Genomic DNA, 24,038 nt, shown 5'->3' on the forward strand with positions numbered 1-24,038 from the left:
ACGATAAAGGTGTGGCAGGCATCGACAGCAACACTACGCTGGAAGATACGGCGGTGAGTGGCAATGTGCTGGACAACGACCGTGATATTGATAGCAACCTGACAGTGGCTGGCTTCTCCGTGGACATCAATGGTGATGGCACTACAGAAAGTTTCACTGCTGGCCAGACGGCAACGATCAACGGTGTCGGGACGCTGACCTTGGGTAGCGATGGCGGCTACACCTTCGCACCGGCCGGCAACTGGAGTGGTACCGTTCCAGCGGTGACTTACACCACGAATACCGGTACCAGCGCTACCTTGAATATTGATGTAACACCGGTGGCAGACAAACCGGCACTGACGATCAACAATTATCAGACCGTGGCTTCAATGAACTTTGAAGATGTGGCACTGCCTTCCCAAGGTTATTCCGAGACGATCCAGATCAACACGATTTCGGGTACCAGCACGGTGGGCACTTGGAGCACCTGGAACGGCAGTGGTTATGTCGAGGTAGGCAAGGAAGGCATCTACCAGGGCGGTAGCTCCAGTAACAAAGTCATGGAGATTGAAGCCGCCACCGGCGACAAGACCCTGTATGCGGATATCCAGGTTGAAGCTGGCCGCTTCTACGAGCTGGATTTCGATGTTGCGGCACGTAATGGCCATATTGCCAGTTCCGGCATGTCGGTATCGCTGGTCAAGCTGGATGCCTCCGGTAACCCGGTTACCGGTTCGTCTGTCGTGCTGTACACCTTCTCGCCGACGGACAGCAGCTGGCACAACGTGACCGAGAACTGGACGGCAGAAGCATCCGGGACTTACCGTTTGATCTTCACGTCTACGGACTCAGGTAACAGCTACGGCGCCCTGCTGGACAACATCACTTTCTCGGCGGTTGAGAACAAGGGCTACGAGAACAGTTTCTTCAGCCTGGGGGATATCAATACCGCGCTGACCGATACCGATGGTTCCGAAGAACTGGCTGTCGAGATTTCCGGTCTGCCGGTTGGGGCGGTGTTGAAGGATGGCGCTGGTCATGAGCTGACGGTTGGTGCCAACGGCAAGCTGGATGTGACAGGCTGGAGTCTGACCACCCTGCAGATTCAGGTGGACCAGCCTGGCAACTACACCCTGACGGTGACTTCGACTTCCAGCGAAGTGGTTAATGGCAGCGTGGTGGATAGCGACAGCAGCCAAGCCAACTTTACTATCACCGTACTGGATGTAGCCAACTTCACCGATGCCAACGAGGTGGTGACCATGGCGGAGGATGGCGTGCTGAGCGGTTCGGTGCTGACCGGTACCAGCAGCATCGAAGGCGCCGTAACGGTAAGCAGCTTCTCCATCGGCGGCAGCAGCTACACCGCGGGTCAGACTGCCACGGTTGCCAATATCGGTGCGCTGAAGGTCAATGCCGATGGCAGTTATGTCTTCACGCCGGTGAAAGACTTCAACGGCCCGGTGCCGACCGTGAATTACGTCGTGACCGATGGCAAGACCACCGATGCGTCCACGCTGAATATTTCGGTGACCGCGGTGGAAGATACTCCGGTGTCGTATAGCAGCGGCAACAGTGGTGCCTACTGGCTGATGAACTACACGTCGAATGCTAACGAATTCGACATGAAGGTGAAGAACGGCACGATGACGTTGGCGGTGGGCGAATCGCTGCACTGGGACATCCTGGTGACCGACAGTGACCAGAATGCCACGCTGACGCTGATCAACAAGAGCCTGCCAAGCGGTGCGACGCTATCGTATGAGCGCTTGTATGCCGAGAACGGCGAGGTGATGTTGCGGGTTTACCTCACCGTGACTGGCAACTCGGCGATTACCCTGTCCCAAGACAATCAGTTCACGATTGACGTGAATGGCGCCAGCGGCAAGGCCCTGCTGATCAACTCGGACGAGTATGTTGGCGTACACCCCAACAACGAGTATGACTACAGCACACAGTTCGATAATGGCAATGCATCACAGTGGGACGACACTGACTGGCTGAGCAGCAACGTTAGAGGTGGTGAGCTCGCTACCTCGAGCTCAAGCCAGACCGGCCAGACTGTCAGCTACGGCAACGGCGAAGATATCGCCTACGGTACCATCGGTGGCGATACCCTGAGTGGCGGTGCCGACAATGACTTCATCGATGGCCGGGCTGGCAACGATACTCTGTATGGTGATGCAGGTAACGATGTGGTGCTGGGTGGTCATGGCAACGACACGCTTTACGGTGATACCGGTAACGACTACCTGGATGGTGGCCGCGGTAGTGACGCGCTGTATGGCGGTAGCGGCAACGATGTGCTGAAAGGCGGCACAGACAGCGATACATTGGTTGGTGGTGCTGGTAATGACACGCTGACCGGTGGCACAGGTATCGACACCTTCAAGTGGGCGCTGGGTGATGCGGGTGCCGTGGGCTCGGCTGCGAGGGATAGCATCACTGACTTCAAGGCCGGCGTCGGTGGTGACGTGCTGGATCTGAAAGACCTGCTGCAGGGTGAGAACAGCAGTAACCTGAGCAATTACCTGCATTTCGACAAGGATGCCGCCGGTAACGCCGTTGTGCAGATCAGTTCCAGCGGTAATGTTGTGGGTGGCTTCGATCAGGCCATCACGCTGGAAGGCGTGAAACTGTCTGACCTTGGGGCTGGCGATGCGAATATCATCAACAACCTGCTGGCCAATGGCAATCTGAAGGTGGATCTGTAAGCAGCGCAGGCTGTCAGTGCAAAAGGGCCGGGTTTCCGGCCCTTTTTTTGTTGCCGTGAGATCGGTAAACAGTCATGGCATGGCGGGGGCAGTATGGCGTAACGTGATCGCTTGTGTTTACTGGCCTGATACAGAAGGTTGCAGGGGGAAGTCCTGCTCGCGCGCCTAAGCTCGAGAAAAAAGCCAATCCGAACACGGATTGGCTTTTGTGCGATGGTTTTCCTGAAACAAGGCGCCTGGCAGACTACGCTTGTCGGGTGCGCGCGGAGGTGGTGTTTTGCTATAACAGACACCCATGACGACAACCAGCCTCATCGCCTGAGGAGTCCCCAAATATGAAAAGCTGCTTGGGACCGTAGTTCTTTAGGGCTGTCAGGCGTGTGTCACATCCGTGTCGATCGGTATGCTGGGCCCGGGCATAGCTTGGGCCCAGCATGCGTTTTGTTGTCACCACGACGCTTACGGGTGGATGACCAGGGCCGTGAATGGCGGCAGGTAGGCCATGGCCGAGACGACCAGGCCGACCAGGCAGGCCAGTGCCAGCGAGTGGAAGAACACGAAGCGCAGGATCACGCCTTCCTTGCCGTAGTACTGGGTGGCGGTGGAGGCGACCACGATGGACTGCGCGTCGATCATCTTGCCCATCACGCCGCCGGAGGAGTTGGCCGCCGTCATTAGGATCGGCGACAGGCCCAGCTGCTGCGCCGAGGCTTTTTGCAGGCCGCCAAACAGCACGTTGGCCGCCGTGTCGGAGCCGGTCAGCGCCACGCCCAGCCAGCCGAGCAGGGTGCCGAAGAACGGGTAGAACACGCCGGTATGCGAGAACGCGAGGCCGAGGGTGATGTCGACGCCGGAGAAGCGGGTGACATAGCCCAGTGCCAGCATCGCCACGATGGTGGTGAGCGAGTAGCGCAGCGACCAGAAGGTCTCCTTGTACACCTTCAGCATTTCGGACGGACGGTAGCCCATGATCAGCGCCGAGATCAGCGCGGCGACCAGGATGCCGGTGCCGGTGGTGGACAGCAGGTTGAACTTGTAGATGGCGGCTTCCAGGTGCGGCTCGGTCACCACGGGCGGCATCTTGTAGATCAGGTTGTGCAGGCCCGGCCACTGGATTTCCAGCGTGAAGATGCTGTCCAGCAGCTTCTTGATGGTGGGCGAGCCGAAGGCGAATACCGCCACCGACAGGATCAGCCACGGCAGCCAGGCGCGGATCACTTCGCCAGTGCTGTAGCCGTGATGCTTGTCGGCGATGATGGCCTTGGCGCCGTTGGCGGCTTCACCACCCATGGTGCCGGCGGTGGAGGTGTAGATTTCTTTCGGTTTCCATACTTTCAGGAAGCCGACCAAGGCGGCGATGGAACACACCGAGGCGATCACCGCCACCAGTTCCGGCCCCATGGTGTTGGACACGATCAGCTGCGGAATGGCAAACGACAGGCCAGCCACCAGTACCGCCGGCCAGATGCGCATGGTGTTGCGCCAGCCGCAGAACGCGATCAGCAGCCAGAACGGCACGATGATGGCGAAGAGGGTCATCTGACGGCCCACCATCGACGAAATCTGCAGCACGTCCAGGCCGGTGACCTTGGCCAGGGTGGTGATCGGGGTGCCCAGCGCGCCGTAGGCCACCGGCGCGGTATTGGCGATCAGCGACAGGCCGGAGGCGGCTAGCGGCGAGAAGCCGAGGCCGATCAGCATGGCGCCGGTGACGGCCACCGGGGTGCCGAAGCCGCCGGCACCTTCAAAGAAAGCGCCAAAGCAGAACGCGATCAGCAATAGCTGCAGACGGCGGTCGGTGGTGATGCCGGAAATCGATTCGCGCAGGATGGCGAACTGGCCTTTGCGCTCGGTGAGCTGGTACAGGAAGATCACGTTGAGGATGATCCAGCCGATCGGCAGCAGACCATTGGCGGCGCCCAGCAGCGTGGCGCTGGCGGCCAGTTCGGCCGGCATGCCGAACACGCCGATGGCGACCAGCAGCGAGGTCGCCAGGCCCAGCAGCGCGGCCTTGTGCGCCTTGACGTGGAACAGGCCCAGTGCGCCCAGCAGGACGATGACCGGGATGCTGGCGGCCAGCGTGGATAGCCACGGGCTGCCGAGCGGGTCGTAAACGTGTGACCACATGATGTAACTCTCCTTATTGTGATGCGCGATCTCGGTGCTGCTGCCTGACGGCAGGCGGTTGCGCGAGGCGTTATGTGCCGTGCGCGAACTTTAGCGACAGACGGTGGTCGGCGTCATTTGGGGCTTGCCCTTGCGGGTAAACCCTGGGTAATCAAGGCAAGTTGCTGAAAACAAACAAGAAGACGAAAAAATGGCCGCAACGCCGGACAGGCGTTGCGGCCAACCTTGTGGCAGGCAGGGGGCTTACGGCAGCGGGTGGGCGGAGACGCCGCTGTCGTCCAGGCACAGGTAACCGGCGTGGCCGTCGTGCCAGTCCTGGATCACCCAGCGTGTACGCTCGCCGTCGGCCAGCGCATGGTGGTGTACGGCCGGACGGTGGGTGTGACCGTGAATCAGCGTGCAGCCAGGGTTGGCCGCAAGCAGGGCGACAACGGCGTCTTCGGTCACGTCGCTGATTTCGCTCGGCCCGTCCTGCTGCTTGCGCGATTCGCTCTGCTCGCGGATGTGGCGGGCGATGGCGTGGCGTTCCGCCAGCGGCTTCTGCAAAAAGGCTTGCTGCCAGGCCGGCTGCCGCACCATGGCGCGGAACTGCTGGTAGGCGCTGTCGTCGCCGCACAGTGCGTCACCGTGGCTGAGCAGGTAGCGGCGGCCGCAGGCCTGCAGCGGGTGTGGATCGGGCAGCAGCGTGGCGCCGCTGGCGGCGGCAAAGCCGGCACCGAGCAGAAAGTCGCGGTTGCCGTGCATCACGAACAGCGGTGTGTGGCGGCTGAAGTCGCGCATCGCCGCGACCATGCTGCGGGCGAAGGTGTCATCGTCGTCGTCGCCGACCCAGTACTCGAACAGGTCGCCGAGGATGTACAGCGCGTCGATGTGGCCGGCCCACTGCCGCAGCGTGCGCCGGAACAGCTCGCCCAGCCACGGTGCGTCGGCGTGCAGGTGCAGATCGGAGATCAGGTGAATGGCCATCGTGCGGCACCATGAATAAGGGCCGCACGCAGCGGCCCCGGGTCTTGCGTGAACGGGATCAGGCGGCAGCCACGATCTCGGCTTTTTCGACGATGACCGGCTCGACCGGTACGTCCTGGTGACCACCGGTGCGGCCGGTTTTCACGCCCTTGATACGGTCAACCACGTCCTGGCCGGCAACCACCTGGCCGAACACGGCGTAGCCCCAGCCCTGCATGGTTTCGCTGCGGAAATCGAGGAAGTCGTTGTCCGACACGTTGATGAAGAACTGGGCGCTGGCGGAGTGCGGATCCGGCGTGCGTGCCATGGCCACGGTGTAAGTCTTGTTGGACAGACCGTTGTTGGCTTCGTTCTCGATGGTGTCGCGGGTGTCCTTCTGCTTCATGTCGGCAGTGAAACCGCCGCCCTGGATCATGAAACCGTTGATCACGCGGTGGAAGATGGTGCCGTCGTAGTGGCCGTCCAGCACGTACTGCTCAAAGTTGGCGACGGTTTTCGGTGCCTTGTCGGCAAACAGTTCCAGCGTGATGTCGCCGAAGTTGGTAGTCAGTTTGATCATGATGGGAGTCCTTGGGGATCAGGGTTTGTAAGTGGCTTTCTGGATGACGATGGGCTCCATCGGCACATCCTGCATGCCGCCAATGTAGCCGGTGCGCGACTTGGCAATGCGGTTGACGACGTCCATGCCGGCGGTCACCTTGCCAAACACGGTGTAGCCCCAGCCTGGCGGCGTCTTGCTGCGGAAATCCAGAAAATCGTTGTTGACCAGGTTGATGAAGAACTGCGAGGTCGCCGAGTGCGGGTCGTTGGTGCGTGCCATGGCGATGCTGCCGATCACGTTCTTCAGGCCGTTGTCGGCCTCGTTGGCGATCGGCGCGCGTGTCGGTTTTTGTGACAGCGCACCGCCGTCGATGGTAAAACCGCCACCCTGGATCATGAAGCCGTCAATCACGCGGTGGAACACGGTGTTGTCGTAATGGCCGGCCTTGACGTAGCGGGTGAAATTGTCGACGGTCTTGGGCGCGCTTTGTGGCGCCAGCTCGACGGTGATCAGCCCCTTGTTGGTCTGCAGCTCCACTTTGGGCGCGGCGGTCGCCAGCAAGGGCAGCAACAGCAAGGCGAGGGCGGCAATCTTCTTCATGGCCATGGTTTCCGGAGAGTCGAGGCGCGCAGTTTACCATGAGGCCGGCGGCGATGTGCCAGCCGGCGCGGGCGGCGGCGCGTCCGTCGGCGGTTAAAGATTGGGCGGCAACGGCCGATAAAGCGATGAAGCAATAACACGACATGTAATCAGTAGGCGGAGAACGCAATGAAAAAAACGGTTTTGGCAACAAGTCTGCTGGCACTGGTGTCGGTAACAGCCTGCGCCTCGTCCGCGGCGCCGGTGGCGCAGGAAGCGGCCGGCGAAGGCTGGATGGTGGTTGCCGATGCGCCTGCCGTGGCGGGAAGCCATGAGCAGCCGGGGATCTCCCGGCAGCCGGTGATGACCCAGGGCGGCGTGATGATGGGCGGCGGCTATGTCGGCCCCTTGTCCGAGCCGGCAGCCAAGGAAGTGGAAAAGTACAACGCACTGCGCATCCGCGTGGTCGGCTACGGCGCGCCGCCGGCCAACCGCAGCCTGTCGCCGGTGCAGCGCCGCCTGCTGGCGATGCGTGCCTCGCAGCTGGATGCCTATCGCGCGATGGCGGAACAGGTGCAGGGCTTCAAGCTGTCCGGCAGCAGTACCGTCGGCAACATGATTGCGGCCAACGATAGCTACCGCGTGTTCGTCGATGCCTACCTGCGCGGCGTGCGACTGCTGTCCACCGAGTTCAAGGCCGACGGCAGCAGCGAGACCATCGGCGAAGTGGTATTGGACGAAGGCTTCTTCAAGGCTTATCGTAGCGCGCTGGTGACCACCGGCAACGTGGCGACCGCGGCACGGGTGCTGCCTGCCGCCGACGGCAGCAAGCTGGGATGTACCGACAGCGGTTGTGTCTATGGTGGCGACTACTATGTTTCGCAATGACGGCGCAGATGAAGACTAAACCATTCTGGTACGCCGCCCTGTGGGCGGCGTTTTTGTTGGCAGGACCGGCGACGGCCGAGGTATATCGTGCAGAAGGCATGGCCTCGCTGGAGTCCGGCCTTGTCGCGGCGCGGCAGCAGGCGATCGAGGACGCGGTGCGGCAGATGGCGATGACCCACGCCGGCACGCTGCAGGCCACGTCGCGGCTCGATAACGGCGAACTGACCGAATCGAGCATGACCGGGCCGCTGACGCTGCCCGGCACGCCGCGCGTGCTGCAGGAAAGCCAACGTGACGGGCTGCTGTTCGTCACGGTGGAAGTCGATACCGCCGAGCCGGTGTCCGCCGCGGAAGCGGCCGGTGCGTCTGCCAGCCAGGCTTGCGCCCGTCCTGCGACACCGGCGGGACGTTTCCTGACCCGGCGGCTGGTCAGCACCTATTTCGAGGTAGCACAACCGCAGGATGCCGGCGACCTCGGCAATCTGGCGACCTGGTTGCCGTCCGAACTGTCACGACGGCTGAATGCGCTGCGCGACGTGCGTGCGCTGGATGCCGGCAACGTGTCGCTGTTCCCCGGCGGCAAGGTGCAGGAGCCGTGGCAGGCCAGCGATGCCGTGCGCGACATCGGCCGCCGCGAGGAGGTGCAGTTCGTGCTCGCCGGACGGGTGCTGGACACCGGCGTCACCCGCAAGGAGCCGCGGCTGGGCGCGTTTGGTGGCGCCAGCGGCAGCGAGGCCGGGCTGTATTACACTGGGCCGCTGGCCGGCCTGTTCGGCGCCTCGGCACGGGTGGTGCCGGTGGAGCGCCGCTTCGCCGTTGAATACTGGCTGTACGACGCGTTGACCGGCGGCGTGCTGGCCACTGCCACAGTGGCAACGACTGCGCGCGGCGCGGTGCACGACAGCTCGCTGCGTATCTTCGATCTGAGCCGCTTCCAGCAAAACGACTATGGACGCAGCGTGGCGACACTGCTGGATGGCGTTGCCGGCAAGCTGGCGAATACCATGCACTGCCTGCCGTTCGCGGCGCGGGTGGTGCGGGTGGACGGCGACCGCGTCTACCTGGGCGCCGGCACGCTGGACGGACTGGCCAGTGCCGACCGCCTCATCGTCTACAAGCAGCAGCCACAGACCGAGATCCGTCGCGGCGACGGCGTGGTGCTGGGGCTGCCGGAGCGGGTGATCGGCGATGTCGAGCTGCTGCAGGTGCAGCCGCGGCTGGCGGTGGCGATGCTGCGCAATGCCCGCGGCAAGGTGGATGTCGGCGACTGGGTGCGCTTTCCGGTACGGCGCTGAGGTTATTTGAATGTTGGCAAGGTTGGCCGCAAGCGTCGTTTTGCGGCCAACCTTTGCTTTAGGTGATGGCGCTTTCACGCGCGGCCGGGGCTGATGCAGATCAGTTTTGTTGCAAATTGCTGTTGATAACGATTCTTGTCTTTATTACAATCGCTGCCATTGATGCTATGCCTGACAACGGGCTTTTAAGGAGTGTGACTGTGAACAAAAAGGTATTGCTTGCCTCGCTGCTGGCTGTCTTCGCAGGATCCGCTGCTGCGGAAGAAATCGTGGTGTACAGCTCCCGTGCCGAACAGCTGATCAAGCCGCTGTTTGACGCGTACAGCAAGGAAACCGGTGTTGCCATCAAGGTCATTTCCGACAAGGAAGGCCCGCTGATGGAGCGCCTGAAGGCAGAAGGCAGCAACTCCCCGGCCGACATCTTCCTGACTGTGGACGCCGGCAACCTGTGGAAGGCCGAAGACATGGGCCTGTTCCAGCCGATCAAGTCGGCCGTGCTGAACGGCAACATCCCGGCCAACCTGCGCGATCCGGACAACAACTGGTACGGCCTGTCGGTCCGCGCCCGTACCATTTTCTACAACAAGAACACCGTCAAACCGGCGCAGCTGGCTTCCTACGAAGACCTGGCCAGCCCGAAGTGGAAGGGCAAGCTGTGCCTGCGTAGCTCGAAGAACGTCTACAACCAGTCGCTGGTTGCCACCATGATCGCCGATATCGGCCCGGTGGCCACCGAGCGCATGGTCAAGGGCTGGGTCAACAACCTGGCGACCGCACCGTTCGGCAACGACAACGCGGTGCTGGAGGCGATTGCCGCCGGCCAGTGTGATGTCGGCATGGCCAACACCTACTACTACGGCCGTATCGTCGCCAAGAACCCGGCCTTCCCGGTCAGCCCATTCTGGGCCAACCAGGCTGGCAAGGGCACCCACGTCAACGTGTCCGGCGCCGGTATCGTGCGCTACGCCAAGAACGTGAAGGGCGCGGTGAAACTGCTGGAGTGGCTGTCGTCCGACAAGGCACAGAACATGTTCGCCGACGTCAACTTCGAGTATCCGGCCAACCCGAAAGTGAAGGCCGATGCGCTGGTGGCGTCGTGGGGCAACTTCAAGCACAACCTGATCAACGTCAAAGTGGCCGGCTCGAAACAGGCCGAAGCTGTGATGCTGATGGACCGCGTCGGCTACAAGTAATCCCGCAGTGGTTTCAACCCGAGGGCGCCGTGGCGCCCTTTTTCGTTTGCGAGGCCCGTGAATGTCGTTTGAGCCGCAAGGGCTAAAGGCGGATAATCCGCCTTTTGATTTTCGCCTTCATTTTTCTATGCCATCCGTTTTCCGACGCTGGCGCTGGCCGCTTGTCGCCTTGTTGATCAGCCTGCTGACGCTGATCCCTCTTTCCGTGATCGTGTTGTCGTCGCTGACGCCGGACCCGGTGATCTGGCAGCACCTGCTCGACTACGCGTTGCCGGAGCTGCTGAACAACACGCTGTGGCTGGTGCTGGGCGTGGCCACCGGCGTGCTGTTGCTGGGCGTGCCGCTGGCCTGGCTGGTGGCGGTGTACGATTTTCCGGGACGCAAGCACTTCAACTGGGCGCTGATGCTGCCGCTGGCGATGCCGGCCTACGTGATGGCGTTCACCCAGGTCGGGCTGTTCGATTTTCCCGGCCCGGTGCAGACCCTGCTGCGCGCGCATTTCGACAATACGCGCTGGTTTCCGCCGATCCGCTCCACCGGCGGCCTGGTGCTGGTGATGAGCCTGGCGTTCTATCCCTATGTCTACCTGCTGGCGCGGAATGCCTTCTCCACCATGGGCCGCCGCGCGCTGGAGGTGGGGCAGACGCTGGGCCTGTCGCGCAGTGCCGGCTTCTGGCATATCGCGCTGCCGATGGCGCGACCGTGGATCATGGGCGGCCTGATCCTGGCGCTGATGGAAACGCTGGCCGATTTCGGCACCGTGTCGATCTTCAACTTCGATGCCTTCACTACCGCCATCTACAAGGCGTGGTTCTCGCTATTCTCGCTGGATACCGCCAAGCAGCTGGCGTCGCTGCTGGTGGCGCTGATCTTCGTGATGGTGGTGCTGGAGCAGTATGCGCGCGGCCGTCGCGCCTATGTGCAGGCCGGTCGCGCCGCACCGCTGCCGCGCTTGCGGCTGGCCGGCGCGCGTGCCTGGCTGGCCAGCGGCTACGCGCTGCTGGTGCTGGTCTTGGCCTTCGTGCTGCCGTTCGGCCAGCTGCTGGTCTGGTCGTGGGGCGCGCTGGAGCAGGAGTGGAACGAGGCGCTGTTCGGCTATGCGCTGCGCTCGGTGACGCTGTCGATGATGGCGGCGCTGATGATCGTCTGCGTCGCCTTGCTGCTGTCCTATGCCCGCCGCCGTGACGGTGGTGCGCTGGTGCGGCTGCTGGCGCGGGTGGCGACGCTGGGCTATGCGGTCCCGGGTACCGTGCTGGCGGTCGGCATCTTCGTGCCGATTGCCTGGCTGGACAATGTGCTGATCGGGCATTTCTTTGCCGGCCAGGATGTCACCGCGGTGCTGAAGGGCACGCTGGCGGTGATGCTGCTGGCCTACGTGTCGCGCTTTCTCGCCGTCGGTTACTCGGCGGTGGACGCGGCGATGAACCGCATCACGCGCAGCCAGGAAGAAGCGGCGCGCAACCTCGGCTATTCCGGCTTTGCGCTGCTGCGCCATGTGCACCTGCCGTTGCTGCAGGGCGGCCTGCTGACCGGGGTGCTGATGGTGTTTGTCGATGTGATGAAAGAGATGCCGATCACGATGATGACGCGCCCGTTCGGCTGGGACACGCTGGCGGTCAGGATTTACGGTTTGACGTCGGAAGGGGTGTTTGACCAGGCGGCGTTGCCGGCAGTGGTGCTGGTGCTGGTCGGTCTGATTCCCACCTTGCTGCTGTCACGTCAAAAGGATGTTGCTTGATGGATGCTTTGCTTCAGTTGAATGCGGTCAGCCAGGCCTACGCCGGCAAGCCGGTGATCGATAACATGTCGTTCCAGCTGGCGGAGGGCGAGATTGCCTGCCTGCTGGGCAGCTCCGGCTGCGGCAAGACCACGGTGCTGCGCTGCATTGCCGGCTTCGAGCCGCTGCGCGGTGGCGACATCCGGCTCAACGGCGAGCGTATCGCCGCTCCCGGCTACAACAAGCCGGCGCATCTGCGCGCGGTAGGGATGGTGTTCCAGGATTACGCGCTGTTCCCGCACCTGGACGTGGCGGCCAACGTTGGCTTCGGCCTGCGCGGTCTTGGCGACGGCGAGCGCAAGGCGCGCATCGGGCTGATGCTGGAAGTGGTCGGCCTGTCGGCGCTGGCCGGCGCCTATCCGCACGAGCTGTCCGGCGGCCAGCAGCAGCGGGTGGCGCTGGCGCGCGCACTGGCGCCGCGGCCGCGGCTGCTGTTGCTGGACGAGCCTTTTTCCAATCTCGACGTCGACCTGCGCCAGCGCCTGTCGCACGAGGTGCGCGGCATCCTGAAAGAGCAGGGCATGACCGCGATCATGGTTACCCACGACCAGCAGGAGGCGTTCGCCATGGCCGACAAGGTCGGCGTGATGCACCACGGCCACCTGCAACAGTGGGCATCGCCGTACCAGCTGTACCACGAGCCGGCCAGCCGCTATGTCGCCGATTTCATCGGTCAGGGCGCGTTCGTGCCGGCGGTGATCAGCGGGCCACAGTGCGTGACGCTGGAAGTGGGCGAGTATTGCAGCCTGACGCCGCTGGCCTATCAGGTCGGCGCGCAGGTGGACGTGCTGCTGCGTCCGGACGACGTGGTGCACGACGACCACAGCGAGCTGACCGCCGTCGTCAAGGGCAAGGTGTTCATGGGCTCCGAGTTCATGTACACGCTGCAGTTGCCGTCCGGCCAGCAGGTGCTGGCGCAGGTGCCCAGCCATCACAACCACGCCATCGGCGAGGCGATCGGCATCCGCCTGGAGCTGGATCACCTGATTGCCTTTGCGCGCTGAGCGGCCATGAAAAAACCCGGTGCCAGGCACCGGGTTTTTTGCTTGCGGCCAACCTTGGCGCGGTTCAGCCCGCCAGCCAGGTGTGCGGAATGGACTCCAGCCAGGTCTTGATCGAGCGGGCGTCCCGTACCCGCGCTGCCGAGCTGTTGGCGGCCAGCAGCACGAATACCAGCTTCTGGCTGCCGACTTCGGCTTCCATCACCAGGCAGCCGCCGGCTTCGTTGATAAAGCCGGTCTTGGACAGTTCGATCGCCCACTGGCCTTCACGCACCAGCGCATTGCTGTTCTTGTAGTGCAGCGTGCGGGTGGCGGTCGGCTGTGCCGTGTACTCGGTCATGGTGGTGAACTGGCGGATCAGCGGATACTGGTTGGCGGCCTTGACCAGGCGTACCAGATCCATCGCCGTGGCGCTGTTGCGCACGTCCAGCCCGGTCGAATCGTAGAAGCTGGCGTTCTGCATGCCGATGGCGCGCGCCTTCTGGTTCATGCGCTCGATGAACGCCGGGCGGCCGCCGGGGTAGTAGCGCGACAGTACCGCCGCGGCACGGTTTTCCGACGACATCAGCGCCAGCAGCAGCATCTCGCGGCGGGTCAGCGTGGAGCCGACGGACAGGCGCGAGCCGGTGTTCTTCAGGCGGTCGAGTTCCTCGTCGCTGATGGTCATCGGGCTGTCCAGCGGCAAGCCGGCGTCCAGGACCACCATCGCGGTCATCAGCTTGGTGATGGAGGCGATCGGCAGCTTTTGCCTGGCATTCTTTTCGAATACCATCTGCCCGGTGCGGCCGTCGACGATGGCGACCGAGTGCGAGCTTAATTGCGGCTGGGCGGCTTCCGACGGATGATAGCTTGTCGGCTGGGCGGCCATAATGGCGCCGCTGCTAAGCGCCAGCACGCAAGCAACAAATAAATTCTTTAGCATCTTTTTGTGGCTCCGATGCGTGGTGAGTTACGTGATAAAACAGATTTTATTTTAAATCGCCAGAATGGATTTGTCCGGATTGATTTTCTATTTATGCCATGAAAAACAATTGGACCAGCTATCCCTGGCGTGACGAATGGGTGAATGTCGATGAATATTGTTTTTCCGGAGAGTCCGTTCCATTTGCACCAGCCGTTTCCGCCGGCCGGTGACCAGCCGACGGCGATTGCCTCGCTGGTGGAGGGGCTGGATGACGGCCTGTCATTCCAGACCTTGCTGGGGGTGACGGGTTCCGGCAAGACCTTCACCATGGCCAATGTCATCGCCCGCACCGGCCGTCCGGCCATCATCATGGCGCACAACAAAACGTTGGCCGCACAGCTGTACGCGGAAATGCGCGAGTTCTTTCCGGAGAATGCGGTCGAGTATTTCGTGTCCTACTACGATTACTACCAGCCGGAAGCCTATGTGCCGAGCCGGGACCTGTTCATCGAAAAGGATTCCAGCATCAACGAGCACATCGAGCAGATGCGGCTGTCGGCGACCAAGTCCATTCTCGAGCGGCCGGACTGCATCATCGTCGCCACCGTGTCGGCGATCTACGGTATCGGCGATCCGGCCGAATACCACCAGATGATCCTGCACCTGAAGGAGGGCGAGACCATCGCGCAGCGCGACATCATCGCGCGGCTGGTGACCATGCAGTACGACCGTGCCGACGTCGATTTCTCCCGCGGCGGCTTCCGCGTGCGTGGCGACGTGATCGACATCTTCCCGGCGGAAAGTGCCGAGCTGGCGGTGCGCGTCAGCATGTTCGACGACGAGATCGAGACGCTGACCCTGTTCGATCCGCTGACCGGCGCCACCAAGCAGCGCGTTGGCCGCTTTACCGTCTATCCCGGCAGCCACTACGTGACGCCGCGCGACACAGTGCTGCGCGCCTGCGAGCAGATCAAGCTGGAGCTGCGCCAGCGCATCGAGTGGTACCAGAAGGAAGGCAAGCTGGTGGAGGCGCAGCGCATCGAGCAGCGCACCCGCTTCGACCTGGAAATGTTGTACGAGATGGGCTTCTGCAAGGGCATCGAGAACTACTCGCGCCATTTTTCCGGCCGTGCGCCGGGCGATGCGCCGCCGACGCTGATCGATTACCTGCCGAAGAACGCGCTGATGTTCATCGACGAGAGCCACGTCACGGTGTCGCAGGTCGGCGCGATGTACAAGGGCGATGCCGCGCGCAAGCAGAACCTGGTCGAGTACGGCTTCCGCCTGCCGTCGGCGGCGGACAACCGGCCGCTGAAATTCCACGAGTTCGAACGCCTGCTGCCGCAGACCATCTTCGTTTCCGCCACCCCGGCGGACTACGAGACCACGTATGCCGGCCAGGTGGTGGAACAGGTGGTGCGGCCAACCGGGCTGGTGGATCCGGAGATCGAGATCCGGCCGGTGGCGACGCAGGTCGATGATTTGCTGTCGGAAATCCGCCTGCGCATGGAGCGCAACGAGCGGGTGCTGGTGACCACGCTGACCAAGCGCATGGCGGAGCAGCTGGCCGACTACTACACCGAGCACGGGCTGAAGGTACGCTACCTGCACTCCGATATCGACACCGTGGAGCGGGTGGAAATCATCCGCGACCTGCGCCTGGGCATGTTCGACGTGCTGATCGGCATCAACCTGCTGCGCGAGGGGCTGGATATTCCGGAGGTATCGCTGGTGGCGATTCTGGATGCCGACAAGGAGGGGTTTTTGCGCAGTGAGCGCAGCCTGATTCAAACCATCGGCCGTGCCGCGCGTAATTTGCAGGGTCGCGCCATTCTTTATGCTGATAAAATCACCAATAGCATGAAACGGGCCATTGATGAAACCGAGCGCCGCCGAAATAAACAATTGGCATTTAATGAAGCCAACGGTATTGTGCCGCAGGGCATCAACAAAAAAGTACGTGATCTGATCGACGGCGTTTACGGTGATAATGCCGGTATCGCGAAGCGCAAGAGCGCGTTGTCGACGGTGGTGCTCGATGAAAAAGCCCTGGCCAAGGAAATCAAGCGCATCGAAAAGGAAATGCTGGAAGCGGCACGCAATCTCGAATTCGAAAAAGCCGCCAACCTGCGTGACCAATTGAAAGTGTTAAAAGAACAAGCCTGGATCAATCCGCTGTAATCATGACAAACACAGTCTTGCCGTCTGCCCGCTTTCGGGTGCTGTTCGTGTGTACCGGCAACATCTGCCGCTCGCCGACCGCGCACGCCATCTTTGCGCGTGACGTTGGCCGCGCCGGTCTGGCGGCGCAGATCGATGTCGATTCCGCCGGCACCTCGGCCTGGCACGCCGGAGAAGCGGCGGACCCGCGCACGGTGGCGGCCGCGCTGCGCCACGGCGTCGACATGAGCGCGTTGCGGGCACGGCCGTTCCGGCCGCAAGACTGGCAGCAGTTTGATCTGATCCTGGTTGCCGGTTACGATCATTTGGCACAATTGCGGCGGCAGATGCCGGCGAACTGGCCGGGAGAGTTGGCGCTGATGCTGGCGGATGCCGAAGTGCCGGATCCCTACTATGGTGGGGAGGCCGGTTTTGAAGCGGTGTTTGCCTTGCTGGAGCAGGCGTCGCGCCACTGGCTGGACAAGGCCAGGGCGCAGTTGCCTGCAATATAACAAAACCTGACGCGGCGCCCGGGCGCCGCCGAAAGGGGGAGACATGGTCATGCCGCGTAAAGAAGGGCTGGATTTCAAGCCGCTGGAAGTCGCGCCCAGTCACACTGCCGACGCCATCCTGCCGCGCCAGCCTGGCCGGCTGGCACTAGGGCGCCAGACGGTCATCGCCATCGGTTCATCCACCGGTGGCACCGAAGCGCTACGGGTATTGCTGACCGCGCTGCCGGAGCGGATGCCACCGATCATCATCACCCAGCACATGCCGGAAATGTTCACCAAGTCCTTTGCCGCGCGCCTGGATTCGCTGTGCAAGCTGCGGGTCAAGGAGGCCGAAGATGGCGAGCGCTTGCAGCCGGGCGTGGTCTATATCGCGCCGGGCCATTCCCATCTGCTGATCAAGCCGGCCAGCACCATCGGTTACGCCATCAGCCTGCACCAGGGGCCGCCGGTCAACCGCCACAAGCCGTCGGTGGACGTGATGTTCCGCGCTGCGGCCAACGTCATCGGGCGCAATGCCATCGGCGTGATCCTGACCGGCATGGGGCGCGATGGCGCCTCCGGCATGGGCGAGCTGAAAGAGGCGGGCGCCCATAATATCGCGCAGGACGAGGCGTCCTGCGTGGTGTTCGGCATGCCGAAGGAGGCCATTGCCCTCGGCGTCGCCCATGAAGTGTTGCCACTCAATAATATTGCCGCGCGCCTGATCGCGCTGTGCAGCCAGCGCCAGCATCAGGACTAAGCTGTTGTCCGGCGACTGACCCTGTCCTGTCATGAATTACATCGGTTACCCATGAAATATTTGCCTGTCCTGGTTGTGGAAGATGATGCCGACCTGCGCGAAGCGCTGGTCGATACCCTGGTGCTGTCCGGTTACGCGGTGCTGGAGGCGGCGGACGGCCAGTCGGCCTTGCAGGTGTTGCGCGACAACGCGGTCGGGCTGGTGGTGTCGGACGCCCAGATGCAGCCGATGGACGGCTATACCCTGTTCCAGCAGGTCAAGGCCACCTATCCGGCCTTGCCCTTCGTGCTGATGACCGCCCATGGCGTGATCGAGCGCGCGATCGACCTGCTGCGCGCCGGCGCCAGCCACTATCTGCTGAAACCGTTTGAACCGCAGCAGCTGATTGCCGAAGTGGAGAAATACCTGCTGCCGGAGCCGGAAGGCGACGCGGAACTGCTGGCCTATTCCGCACCGATGAAACGGCTGCTGGCCATCGCGCGGCAGGTGGCGCCCAGCGACGCCAGCGTGCTGATCAGCGGCCCCAGCGGTGCCGGCAAAGAGGTGCTGGCGCGCTTCATCCACCGCCACTCGCGGCGCAGTGCGGCGCCGTTTGTCGCCGTCAACTGCGCGGCGATTCCCGACAACCTGCTGGAGTCGACCCTGTTCGGCCACGAGAAAGGCGCCTTCACCGGTGCGGCCAACGTGCTACCCGGCAAGTTCGAACAGGCGCAGGGCGGTACCATCCTGCTCGACGAAATCACCGAAATGCCGCTGTCCCTGCAGGCCAAGCTGTTACGCGTGCTGCAGGAGCGGGAGGTGGAGCGGGTCGGCGGCACGCGCACCATCAAGCTGGACATCCGTGTGCTGGCCACCAGCAACCGTGAGGTGCAGGAAGAAGTCGCGGCCGGCCGCTTCCGCGAGGACCTGTTTTTCCGCCTCAACGTGTTTCCGCTGGCGGTACCGGCGCTGGGCGAGCGTACCGAGGATATTTTGCCGCTGGCGCGAAAATTGCTGGATAAGCACGCTAATGCCGTTTCCAAGTCGCGTCTGACCCTGGGCAAGGACGCGGAGCGTGAATTGACGGCCTATAGTTGGGAAGGTAACATCCGCGAGCTGGATAATGTGATGCAGCGGGCGGCAATTCTTGCCGCCGGGCCGGAAGTTTCTGCCGTTGATCTGATGCTGTCGCCATCGGCGATGGTGTTGCCGGTGACAGTGGACCGCGCCGTCGAAGAGTCCGATCTGGGCATGAAGGCGGTGGAAAAGCGTCACATTCTTGATGCGCTGCAGGCGTGCGGTGGCGTCAAAAAACTGGCTGCAGAGCGCCTTGGCATTAGCGAAAGGACGTTGCGCTACAAGTTGCAGCGTTATCGTGAAGAAGACGCCGGTCCGGCTTGACGCCGCCGGTCTCACTGCAAGAGGTTACTATGTCCACGCAGGGTATCAATCAGCTATTGGGTGAACTGCGCGCCATGTCGTCGCTGGCCGCGGGTCAGGCGCCTGCGGTAGACAAGACCGCTCCCGAAGTCGATTTTTCTGATGTACTCAAGAGCACGCTGGAGCAGGTCAACCAGGTGCAGAACACTTCGCTCGAGCTGCAAAAGCAGTTTGAACTGGGTGAGGAAGGCGTTAACATCCAGGACGTCATGGTGTCGATGCAAAAAGCAAGTCTGAGCTTCCAGACCATGGTTCAGGCCCGCAACAAGCTGGTTTCGGCCTATCAGGAAATCATGAATACGCAAGTGTAGCGCCGTCTGTTTCGAGTTTCGGGCCTGCGGCGGTAAGATCAATAATGAAATAACCACTGTATGGCTGAATTGGTCGATAATACTGCGCCTGCCTGGAAGGGGCGTGCCAACGAAGTGTTGACACGTTTCAATGCCCTTCCCAATAACAAGAAAATCCTGTTCTTCACTGCCATCGCCGCAGTGTTGTCCATCGCGCTTGCCTTGCTGGTATTCAATCGCGAACCTTCCTACAAAGTACTGTTTACCGGTCTGGCCGATAGTGACGGTGGCCAGGTCACCGCCGCGCTGCAGCAGATGAACGTGCCGTACCAGATTGGTGATGGTGGCGTGATCTCGGTGCCGAGCGAGCGCGTCTACGACACTCGGCTGAAGCTGGCGACGCAAGGTCTGCCCAAGGCCGGCGGTGTCGGTTTCGAACTGATGGACAAGCAGAAGTTCGGTATCAGCCAGTTTGCCGAGCAGGTCAATTACCAGCGCTCGATCGAGGGTGAACTGGCCCGCACCATCGAGGCGGTTGCCGTGGTCGATAGTGCGCGCGTGCATCTGGCGATGCCGAAACAGACGGTATTCGTGCGTGACCAGCAGCAGCCGACGGCATCGGTGATGCTGACCCTGCGTCCGGGACGGATTCTGGATGGTGGGCAGATTGCCGGCATCATGCACCTGGTGTCCAGCTCGGTGCCCAACCTGCCGCTGCGCAATGTGTCGATCGTCGATCAGGACGGCAATCTGTTGTCCACGGTGCCGGACCAGAACAACGGCTCGCTTGATCGCCGGCAGCTGGATTATGTGCGCCAGATCGAGGCCGACTACACCAAGCGTGTCGAAACCATTCTCGAACCGATTTTCGGCAAGGGCAATGCCCGTGCCCAGGTGACGGCCAACGTGGATTTTTCCGAGTCGGAGCAGACCTCGGAGAGCTTCCGCCCCAATTCAACACCCAATCCCTCCGCGACCCGCAGCCAGCAGATCAGCGAAACACTGGGGCGCGACGCCAACCTGCCGTCCGGCGTGCCCGGGGCACTGACCAATCAGCCACCGTCGCCGGCGTCGGCGCCGCTGACGCTGCCGCCGGGCGCCGCGCCCGGTACTGCCACCTTGTCGGGCTTGCCGATGGGCACCGCCTCCGGTTCGTTGAGCCGCGAAATCACCACCAACTACGAAGTCGACAAGACCATCCAGCACACAAAGTCGCAGAAGGGCGTCATCAAGCGCCTGACCGCGGCGGTGGTGGTGAACTACAAGATGGTGCCCGACAACCAGGGGGTGTTGAAGGCGACGCCGCTGACGGAAAAGGAATTCGGCCAGATCAATAATCTGGTCAAGGAGGCGGTCGGCTTCAATGCCGAGCGCGGCGATTCGGTGAACGTGGTCAACGCCAGCTTTGCCGATGCGGTACCGGTGCTGACGGTGCAGGACAAGGTGCTGGATTTTGCCAGCAACAATGCCTCCGATTTGCTGAAGTACGGTCTGTTGCTGCTGGCCATCCTCTATCTGCTGTTCGGGGTGGTACGGCCGATCATGCGCGACGTGGTGAATCCGCCACCGCCGCCGCCGGTGGATGACCTTGAGGCTGCGGCCAGTAGTGGCCGCCTGCTGGCGGTCGCCGGAGAAGAGAGTGAAGAGGGTGAGTCGGAAGAGGATAGCGACAATCCGTCACCGAAAGAGCTCCAGCGCCGCGTGTTCGAGGCTAATATGCAAAATGTTCGCGAGCTGGTGAAGTCCGACCCTCGCATGGCCGCACAGATTATCAAGGAATGGATCAGCTCTGATGAGTGACGTCGGTGTTCGCCGCAGTTCTGTACTGCTGTTCAGTCTTGGCCAGTCGGAAGCGATCGAGGTCTTCAAGTACCTTGGACCCAAGGAAGTGCAGAAGCTCAGTCTGGCCATGGCCGGGCTCAATAACCTGAGCCACGAGGAAGTGGAGAAGGTGGTGTCGCAATTCCAGGAGGAGTGCGCGGCCCGCGCCAACTTCGGTGCGACCGACGAGTACCTGCGCAACGTGCTGGTGGAAGCGCTGGGTCCAGACAAGGCGGCCAACCTGCTGGACAAGATCCTGCAGGGCAACGACCACAGCGGCATCGAAAGCCTGAAGTGGATGGACCCGTCCTCCGCCGCCGACCTGATCCGCAACGAACACCCGCAAATCATCGCCACCATCATGGTGCACCTGGACCCGGACCTGTCCAGCGCCATCCTGGCTTACTTCCCGGAGCGGGTGCGCAACGAAGTGCTGATCCGTACCGCGACGCTGGAAGGCGTGCAGCCGCAGGCATTGCGCGAGCTGAACGACGTGCTGACGCAGCTGCTGTCCGGCGCCGATCGCGTCAAGAAGAGCGCGGCCGGTGGTGTCGGCATGACGGCCGAAATCCTCAACTTCCTCGGCTCCAACGTCGAAGCCTCGGCGCTGTCCTATATCCGCGAGTACGATCCGGAGTTGGCGCAGCGCATTCAGGACAAGATGTTCGTGTTCGAGAACATTCTGGAAATCGACGACCGCTCGATCCAGACCATCCTGCGCGAAGTGCAGTCCAATTCGCTGGTGGTGGCGCTGAAAGGCACCAGCCAGGAGCTGAAAGACAAGATTTTCCGCAATATGTCGTCGCGCGCCGCCGAGATGTTGCGGGATGACCTGGAGTCGAAAGGCCCGGTCAAGTTGTCCGAGGTCGAGGCCGAGCAGAAGGAAATCCTCAAGATCGTGCGCAAGCTGGCCGACGAAGGCCAGATCGTGATTGCAAGCAAAGGTGGAGACGAAGGCCTTGTCGAATAACAACGTCATCCCTGCCGAATCGCTGGGGCAGTGGCGCAGCTGGACCATGGGTGAGCTGGGTAGCGCTGCCGCGGTGCCGGAGACGGCGCCGCCCGAGCTGGCGGCGCCAGCGCCACAGCCGGAGGAGCCCCCTGTCGAGGGGGCTTCGCTCATTATGGCGGAGGATGGGCAGGATACGGCGTCGCTCGATGCCGTGGCTGCTGCCGCCTACCCGACCGCGGCCGAGCTGGAGGCGATTCATCAGGAGGCGTGGCAGACCGGCTACGACGCCGGCTTGCAGGCTGGCATGCAGGCCGGGGAGGAGCGTGGTCGTGCCGAAGGTGCCGAGCGGGCGCTGCTCGAGGCGCAGCAGCAGTTCCAGCAGTACTGGCAGCCGCTGTCCACGTTGCAGCAGTCGTTCGAGCAGGAGTTGTCGCTGCTGGGCGCGCAGCTGTCGCAGGAGGTGTTGGCGCTGGCCGTCAGCTTTGCCGAGAAGATGATCGGCGAAGTGGTGCGGCATGACCCCGCGGTGCTGCGCTCGCTGCTGACCGAGGCGCTGGATTCGCTGGCCGACAGCGTGGTGCAGGTGAAAGTGCAGGCGCACCCGGACGAGCTGGCAACCTTGCAGGCGTTCCTGGGGGAGCAGTATCCGCAGTGGCGCATGCAGTGGCAGGCCGATGCCACCCTCACGCGCGGCGGCTGCCGCATTGAAACACCGTCCGCGTCCATCGACCTGACGCTGGAAAGCCGCCTGCAGCTGTTACGCAAGGGGCTGGGGCTGACGGATGAGCATGCTGATTGAGCGGCAGCGCGACTTCTTGCGCCGTTGCGAACAGGCGCTGCGCCCGCTGCCGGCGTGGCAGGCGGAAGGGCGCCTGACGCGAGTAACCGGGCTGGTGATGGAGGCGGTCGGCCTGCGCTTGCCGGTCGGTAGTGCCTGCCAGATCGTGGTGTCGGCTGATTATCAGGCCGAGGCGGAAGTGGTCGGCTTTGCCGGTGACCGCCTGTACCTGATGCCGCTCAGCAATGTGCATGGTCTGCAGCCGGGGCTGGCCGTGTGTGCGGTGCCGGAGATCCGGCCGCCGCTGTATGAGGAGCCGGCCGATAGTAGCGGCACCGTGCGCATGCTGGGGCGCAAGGTGCCGGTGGGCATGTCGCTGCTGGGGCGGGTGGTGGATTCGCTGGGCCGGCCGCTGGACGGTGGTGCCGAGCCGATGGCCGAGGCGCTGTACCCGCTGTACAGCCAGCCGCTGAACCCGCTGCGCCGCTCGCCGGTGCGCGATGTGCTGGATGTCGGCGTGCGCGCGATCAACGGTCTGCTGACGGTGGGGCGCGGCCAACGTTTGGGCCTGTTCGCCGGCTCCGGTGTCGGCAAATCGGTGCTGCTGGGCATGATGGCGCGCTTTACCCGTGCCGATGTGGTGGTGGTCGGCCTGATCGGCGAGCGGGGGCGCGAGGTGAAGGATTTCATCGAGCACATCCTCGGTGCGGAAGGTCTGGCGCGCTCGGTGGTGGTGGCGGCACCGGCGGACTCGCCGCCGCTGATGCGCCTGCATGGCGCCGCCTACGCGACCGCGCTGGCCGAGTACTACCGCGACCAGGGTCTCGACGTGTTGCTGCTGATGGACTCGGTGACCCGTTACGCGATGGCGCAGCGCGAAATCGCCCTCGCCATCGGCGAGCCGCCGGTCAGCAAGGGCTATCCGCCGTCGGTGTTCGCCAAGCTGCCGCAGCTGATCGAGCGGGCCGGCAATGCCGAGGCCGGCGCCGGCTCCATCACCGCGTTCTATACCGTGCTGTCCGAGGGTGACGACCAGCAGGATCCGGTGGCCGATTCGGCGCGAGCCATTCTCGATGGCCACTTCGTGCTGACCCGCGAGCTGGCCGAGTCCGGTCACTATCCGGCGATCGATATCGAGCAGTCCATTTCGCGGGTGATGGTCGACGTCACCACCCCGCATCACGTCAATCTGGCGCGCCGCTTCAAGCAGCTGTTTTCGCGTTACCAGCGCAGTCGCGACCTGATCAACGTCGGCGCCTATGTGCCCGGCTCCGATCCGCTGCTGGACGAGGCGATGCGCCGTCACTTGCAGTTGGTCGGCTTCCTGACCCAGCCGATGAACGAATACCACGACTTTGCCTCCTGCCTGACGCAGCTTGAGCAAGTGCTGACCGCCTAAG

At 62.7% G+C, this 24,038-nt stretch carries 20 protein-coding genes; 15 read left to right on the forward strand and 5 right to left on the reverse strand.

Annotated elements, in window-relative coordinates; genetic code table 11:
- Window positions 1–2,696: type I secretion C-terminal target domain-containing protein (locus ACG97_RS10855; RefSeq protein ID WP_047967387.1), on the forward strand; the 2,696-nt coding region annotated here is incomplete at its 5' end.
- Between the two features lie 459 nt (window positions 2,697–3,155).
- Here the strand turns inward: ACG97_RS10855 and ACG97_RS10860 are convergent.
- The 4 genes from ACG97_RS10860 to ACG97_RS10875 form a co-directional block, all read right to left on the reverse strand.
- Window positions 3,156–4,823 carry an L-lactate permease gene (locus ACG97_RS10860; RefSeq protein WP_047967388.1) on the reverse strand — a complete coding sequence of 556 codons (1,668 nt, stop codon included), beginning with the start codon at window positions 4,821–4,823 and terminating at the stop codon, window positions 3,156–3,158.
- 243 nt (window positions 4,824–5,066) lie between these two features.
- Entirely contained in the window at window positions 5,067–5,789 is a 723-nt protein-coding gene (locus tag ACG97_RS10865; protein WP_047967389.1) for a UDP-2,3-diacylglucosamine diphosphatase, read from the reverse strand.
- A 58-nt stretch (window positions 5,790–5,847) separates the two neighbouring features.
- Complete coding sequence (locus ACG97_RS10870; RefSeq protein WP_047967390.1) at window positions 5,848–6,348, reverse strand: peptidylprolyl isomerase; 501 nt, start codon at window positions 6,346–6,348, stop codon at window positions 5,848–5,850.
- An 18-nt stretch (window positions 6,349–6,366) separates the two neighbouring features.
- Entirely contained in the window at window positions 6,367–6,930 is a 564-nt protein-coding gene (locus ACG97_RS10875; RefSeq protein ID WP_047967444.1) for a peptidylprolyl isomerase, read from the reverse strand.
- Window positions 6,931–7,098: 168 nt separating this feature from the next.
- Between ACG97_RS10875 and ACG97_RS10880 the strand changes: the two genes are divergently transcribed.
- The 5 genes from ACG97_RS10880 to ACG97_RS10900 all read left to right on the forward strand — a co-directional run bounded on the left by ACG97_RS10880 (window position 7,099) and on the right by ACG97_RS10900 (window position 13,066).
- Entirely contained in the window at window positions 7,099–7,797 is a 699-nt protein-coding gene (locus ACG97_RS10880; protein ID WP_053068143.1) for an LPP20 family lipoprotein, read from the forward strand.
- Between the two features lie 8 nt (window positions 7,798–7,805).
- Window positions 7,806–9,092: a flagellar assembly protein T N-terminal domain-containing protein gene (locus ACG97_RS10885; RefSeq protein ID WP_047967446.1), complete on the forward strand. Its 1,287-nt coding sequence runs from the start codon at window positions 7,806–7,808 to the stop codon at window positions 9,090–9,092.
- Between the two features lie 167 nt (window positions 9,093–9,259).
- Window positions 9,260–10,285: an extracellular solute-binding protein gene (locus tag ACG97_RS10890; protein WP_202902753.1), complete on the forward strand. Its 1,026-nt coding sequence runs from the start codon at window positions 9,260–9,262 to the stop codon at window positions 10,283–10,285.
- Window positions 10,286–10,412: 127 nt separating this feature from the next.
- A complete protein-coding gene (locus ACG97_RS10895) occupies window positions 10,413–12,023 on the forward strand; it encodes an iron ABC transporter permease (RefSeq protein ID WP_047967392.1) in 1,611 nt (536 codons plus the stop codon).
- Window positions 12,023–13,066, forward strand: a complete 1,044-nt coding sequence (locus ACG97_RS10900) for an ABC transporter ATP-binding protein (RefSeq protein WP_047967393.1) — start codon at window positions 12,023–12,025, stop codon at window positions 13,064–13,066. The genes ACG97_RS10895 and ACG97_RS10900 overlap by 1 nt, the downstream gene beginning before the upstream one ends.
- 64 nt (window positions 13,067–13,130) lie before the next feature.
- Here the strand turns inward: ACG97_RS10900 and ACG97_RS10905 are convergent, their stop codons facing one another.
- Complete coding sequence (locus ACG97_RS10905) at window positions 13,131–13,985, reverse strand: serine hydrolase (protein ID WP_047967394.1); 855 nt, start codon at window positions 13,983–13,985, stop codon at window positions 13,131–13,133.
- Between the two features lie 150 nt (window positions 13,986–14,135).
- On the opposite strand from ACG97_RS10905, the gene uvrB reads away from it, so the two are divergent.
- The 9 genes from uvrB to fliI are packed head-to-tail and all read left to right on the forward strand — an operon-like array spanning window position 14,136 to window position 24,037.
- On the forward strand, window positions 14,136–16,148 hold the full coding sequence (uvrB, locus tag ACG97_RS10910; RefSeq protein WP_047967395.1) for an excinuclease ABC subunit UvrB: 2,013 nt from the start codon (window positions 14,136–14,138) through the stop codon (window positions 16,146–16,148).
- Between the two features lie 2 nt (window positions 16,149–16,150).
- Window positions 16,151–16,639 (forward strand): low molecular weight protein-tyrosine-phosphatase, encoded by a 489-nt coding sequence (locus ACG97_RS10915; RefSeq protein WP_047967396.1) that lies wholly within the window; start codon window positions 16,151–16,153, stop codon window positions 16,637–16,639.
- Between the two features lie 49 nt (window positions 16,640–16,688).
- A complete protein-coding gene (locus ACG97_RS10920; protein ID WP_238377319.1) occupies window positions 16,689–17,378 on the forward strand; it encodes a chemotaxis protein CheB in 690 nt (229 codons plus the stop codon).
- Window positions 17,379–17,429: 51 nt separating this feature from the next.
- Entirely contained in the window at window positions 17,430–18,758 is a 1,329-nt protein-coding gene (locus tag ACG97_RS10925; RefSeq protein WP_047967398.1) for a sigma-54 dependent transcriptional regulator, read from the forward strand.
- Window positions 18,759–18,787: 29 nt separating this feature from the next.
- A complete protein-coding gene (gene fliE / locus ACG97_RS10930; protein ID WP_047967399.1) occupies window positions 18,788–19,108 on the forward strand; it encodes a flagellar hook-basal body complex protein FliE in 321 nt (106 codons plus the stop codon).
- 60 nt (window positions 19,109–19,168) lie between these two features.
- Window positions 19,169–20,887, forward strand: a complete 1,719-nt coding sequence (gene fliF / locus ACG97_RS10935; RefSeq protein WP_047967400.1) for a flagellar basal-body MS-ring/collar protein FliF — start codon at window positions 19,169–19,171, stop codon at window positions 20,885–20,887.
- Window positions 20,880–21,878: a flagellar motor switch protein FliG gene (fliG, locus tag ACG97_RS10940; RefSeq protein WP_047967401.1), complete on the forward strand. Its 999-nt coding sequence runs from the start codon at window positions 20,880–20,882 to the stop codon at window positions 21,876–21,878. The genes fliF and fliG overlap by 8 nt, the downstream gene beginning before the upstream one ends.
- Entirely contained in the window at window positions 21,868–22,659 is a 792-nt protein-coding gene (locus ACG97_RS10945; protein WP_082133738.1) for a FliH/SctL family protein, read from the forward strand. Before fliG ends, ACG97_RS10945 begins: the two co-directional genes overlap by 11 nt.
- Window positions 22,643–24,037: a flagellar protein export ATPase FliI gene (gene fliI, locus ACG97_RS10950; RefSeq protein ID WP_053068145.1), complete on the forward strand. Its 1,395-nt coding sequence runs from the start codon at window positions 22,643–22,645 to the stop codon at window positions 24,035–24,037. Before ACG97_RS10945 ends, fliI begins: the two co-directional genes overlap by 17 nt.
- Window position 24,038: the final 1 nt, after the last annotated feature.

It is taken from the genome of Vogesella sp. EB (assembly GCF_001037925.1).
GTDB classification, from domain to species: domain Bacteria; phylum Pseudomonadota; class Gammaproteobacteria; order Burkholderiales; family Chromobacteriaceae; genus Vogesella; species Vogesella indigofera.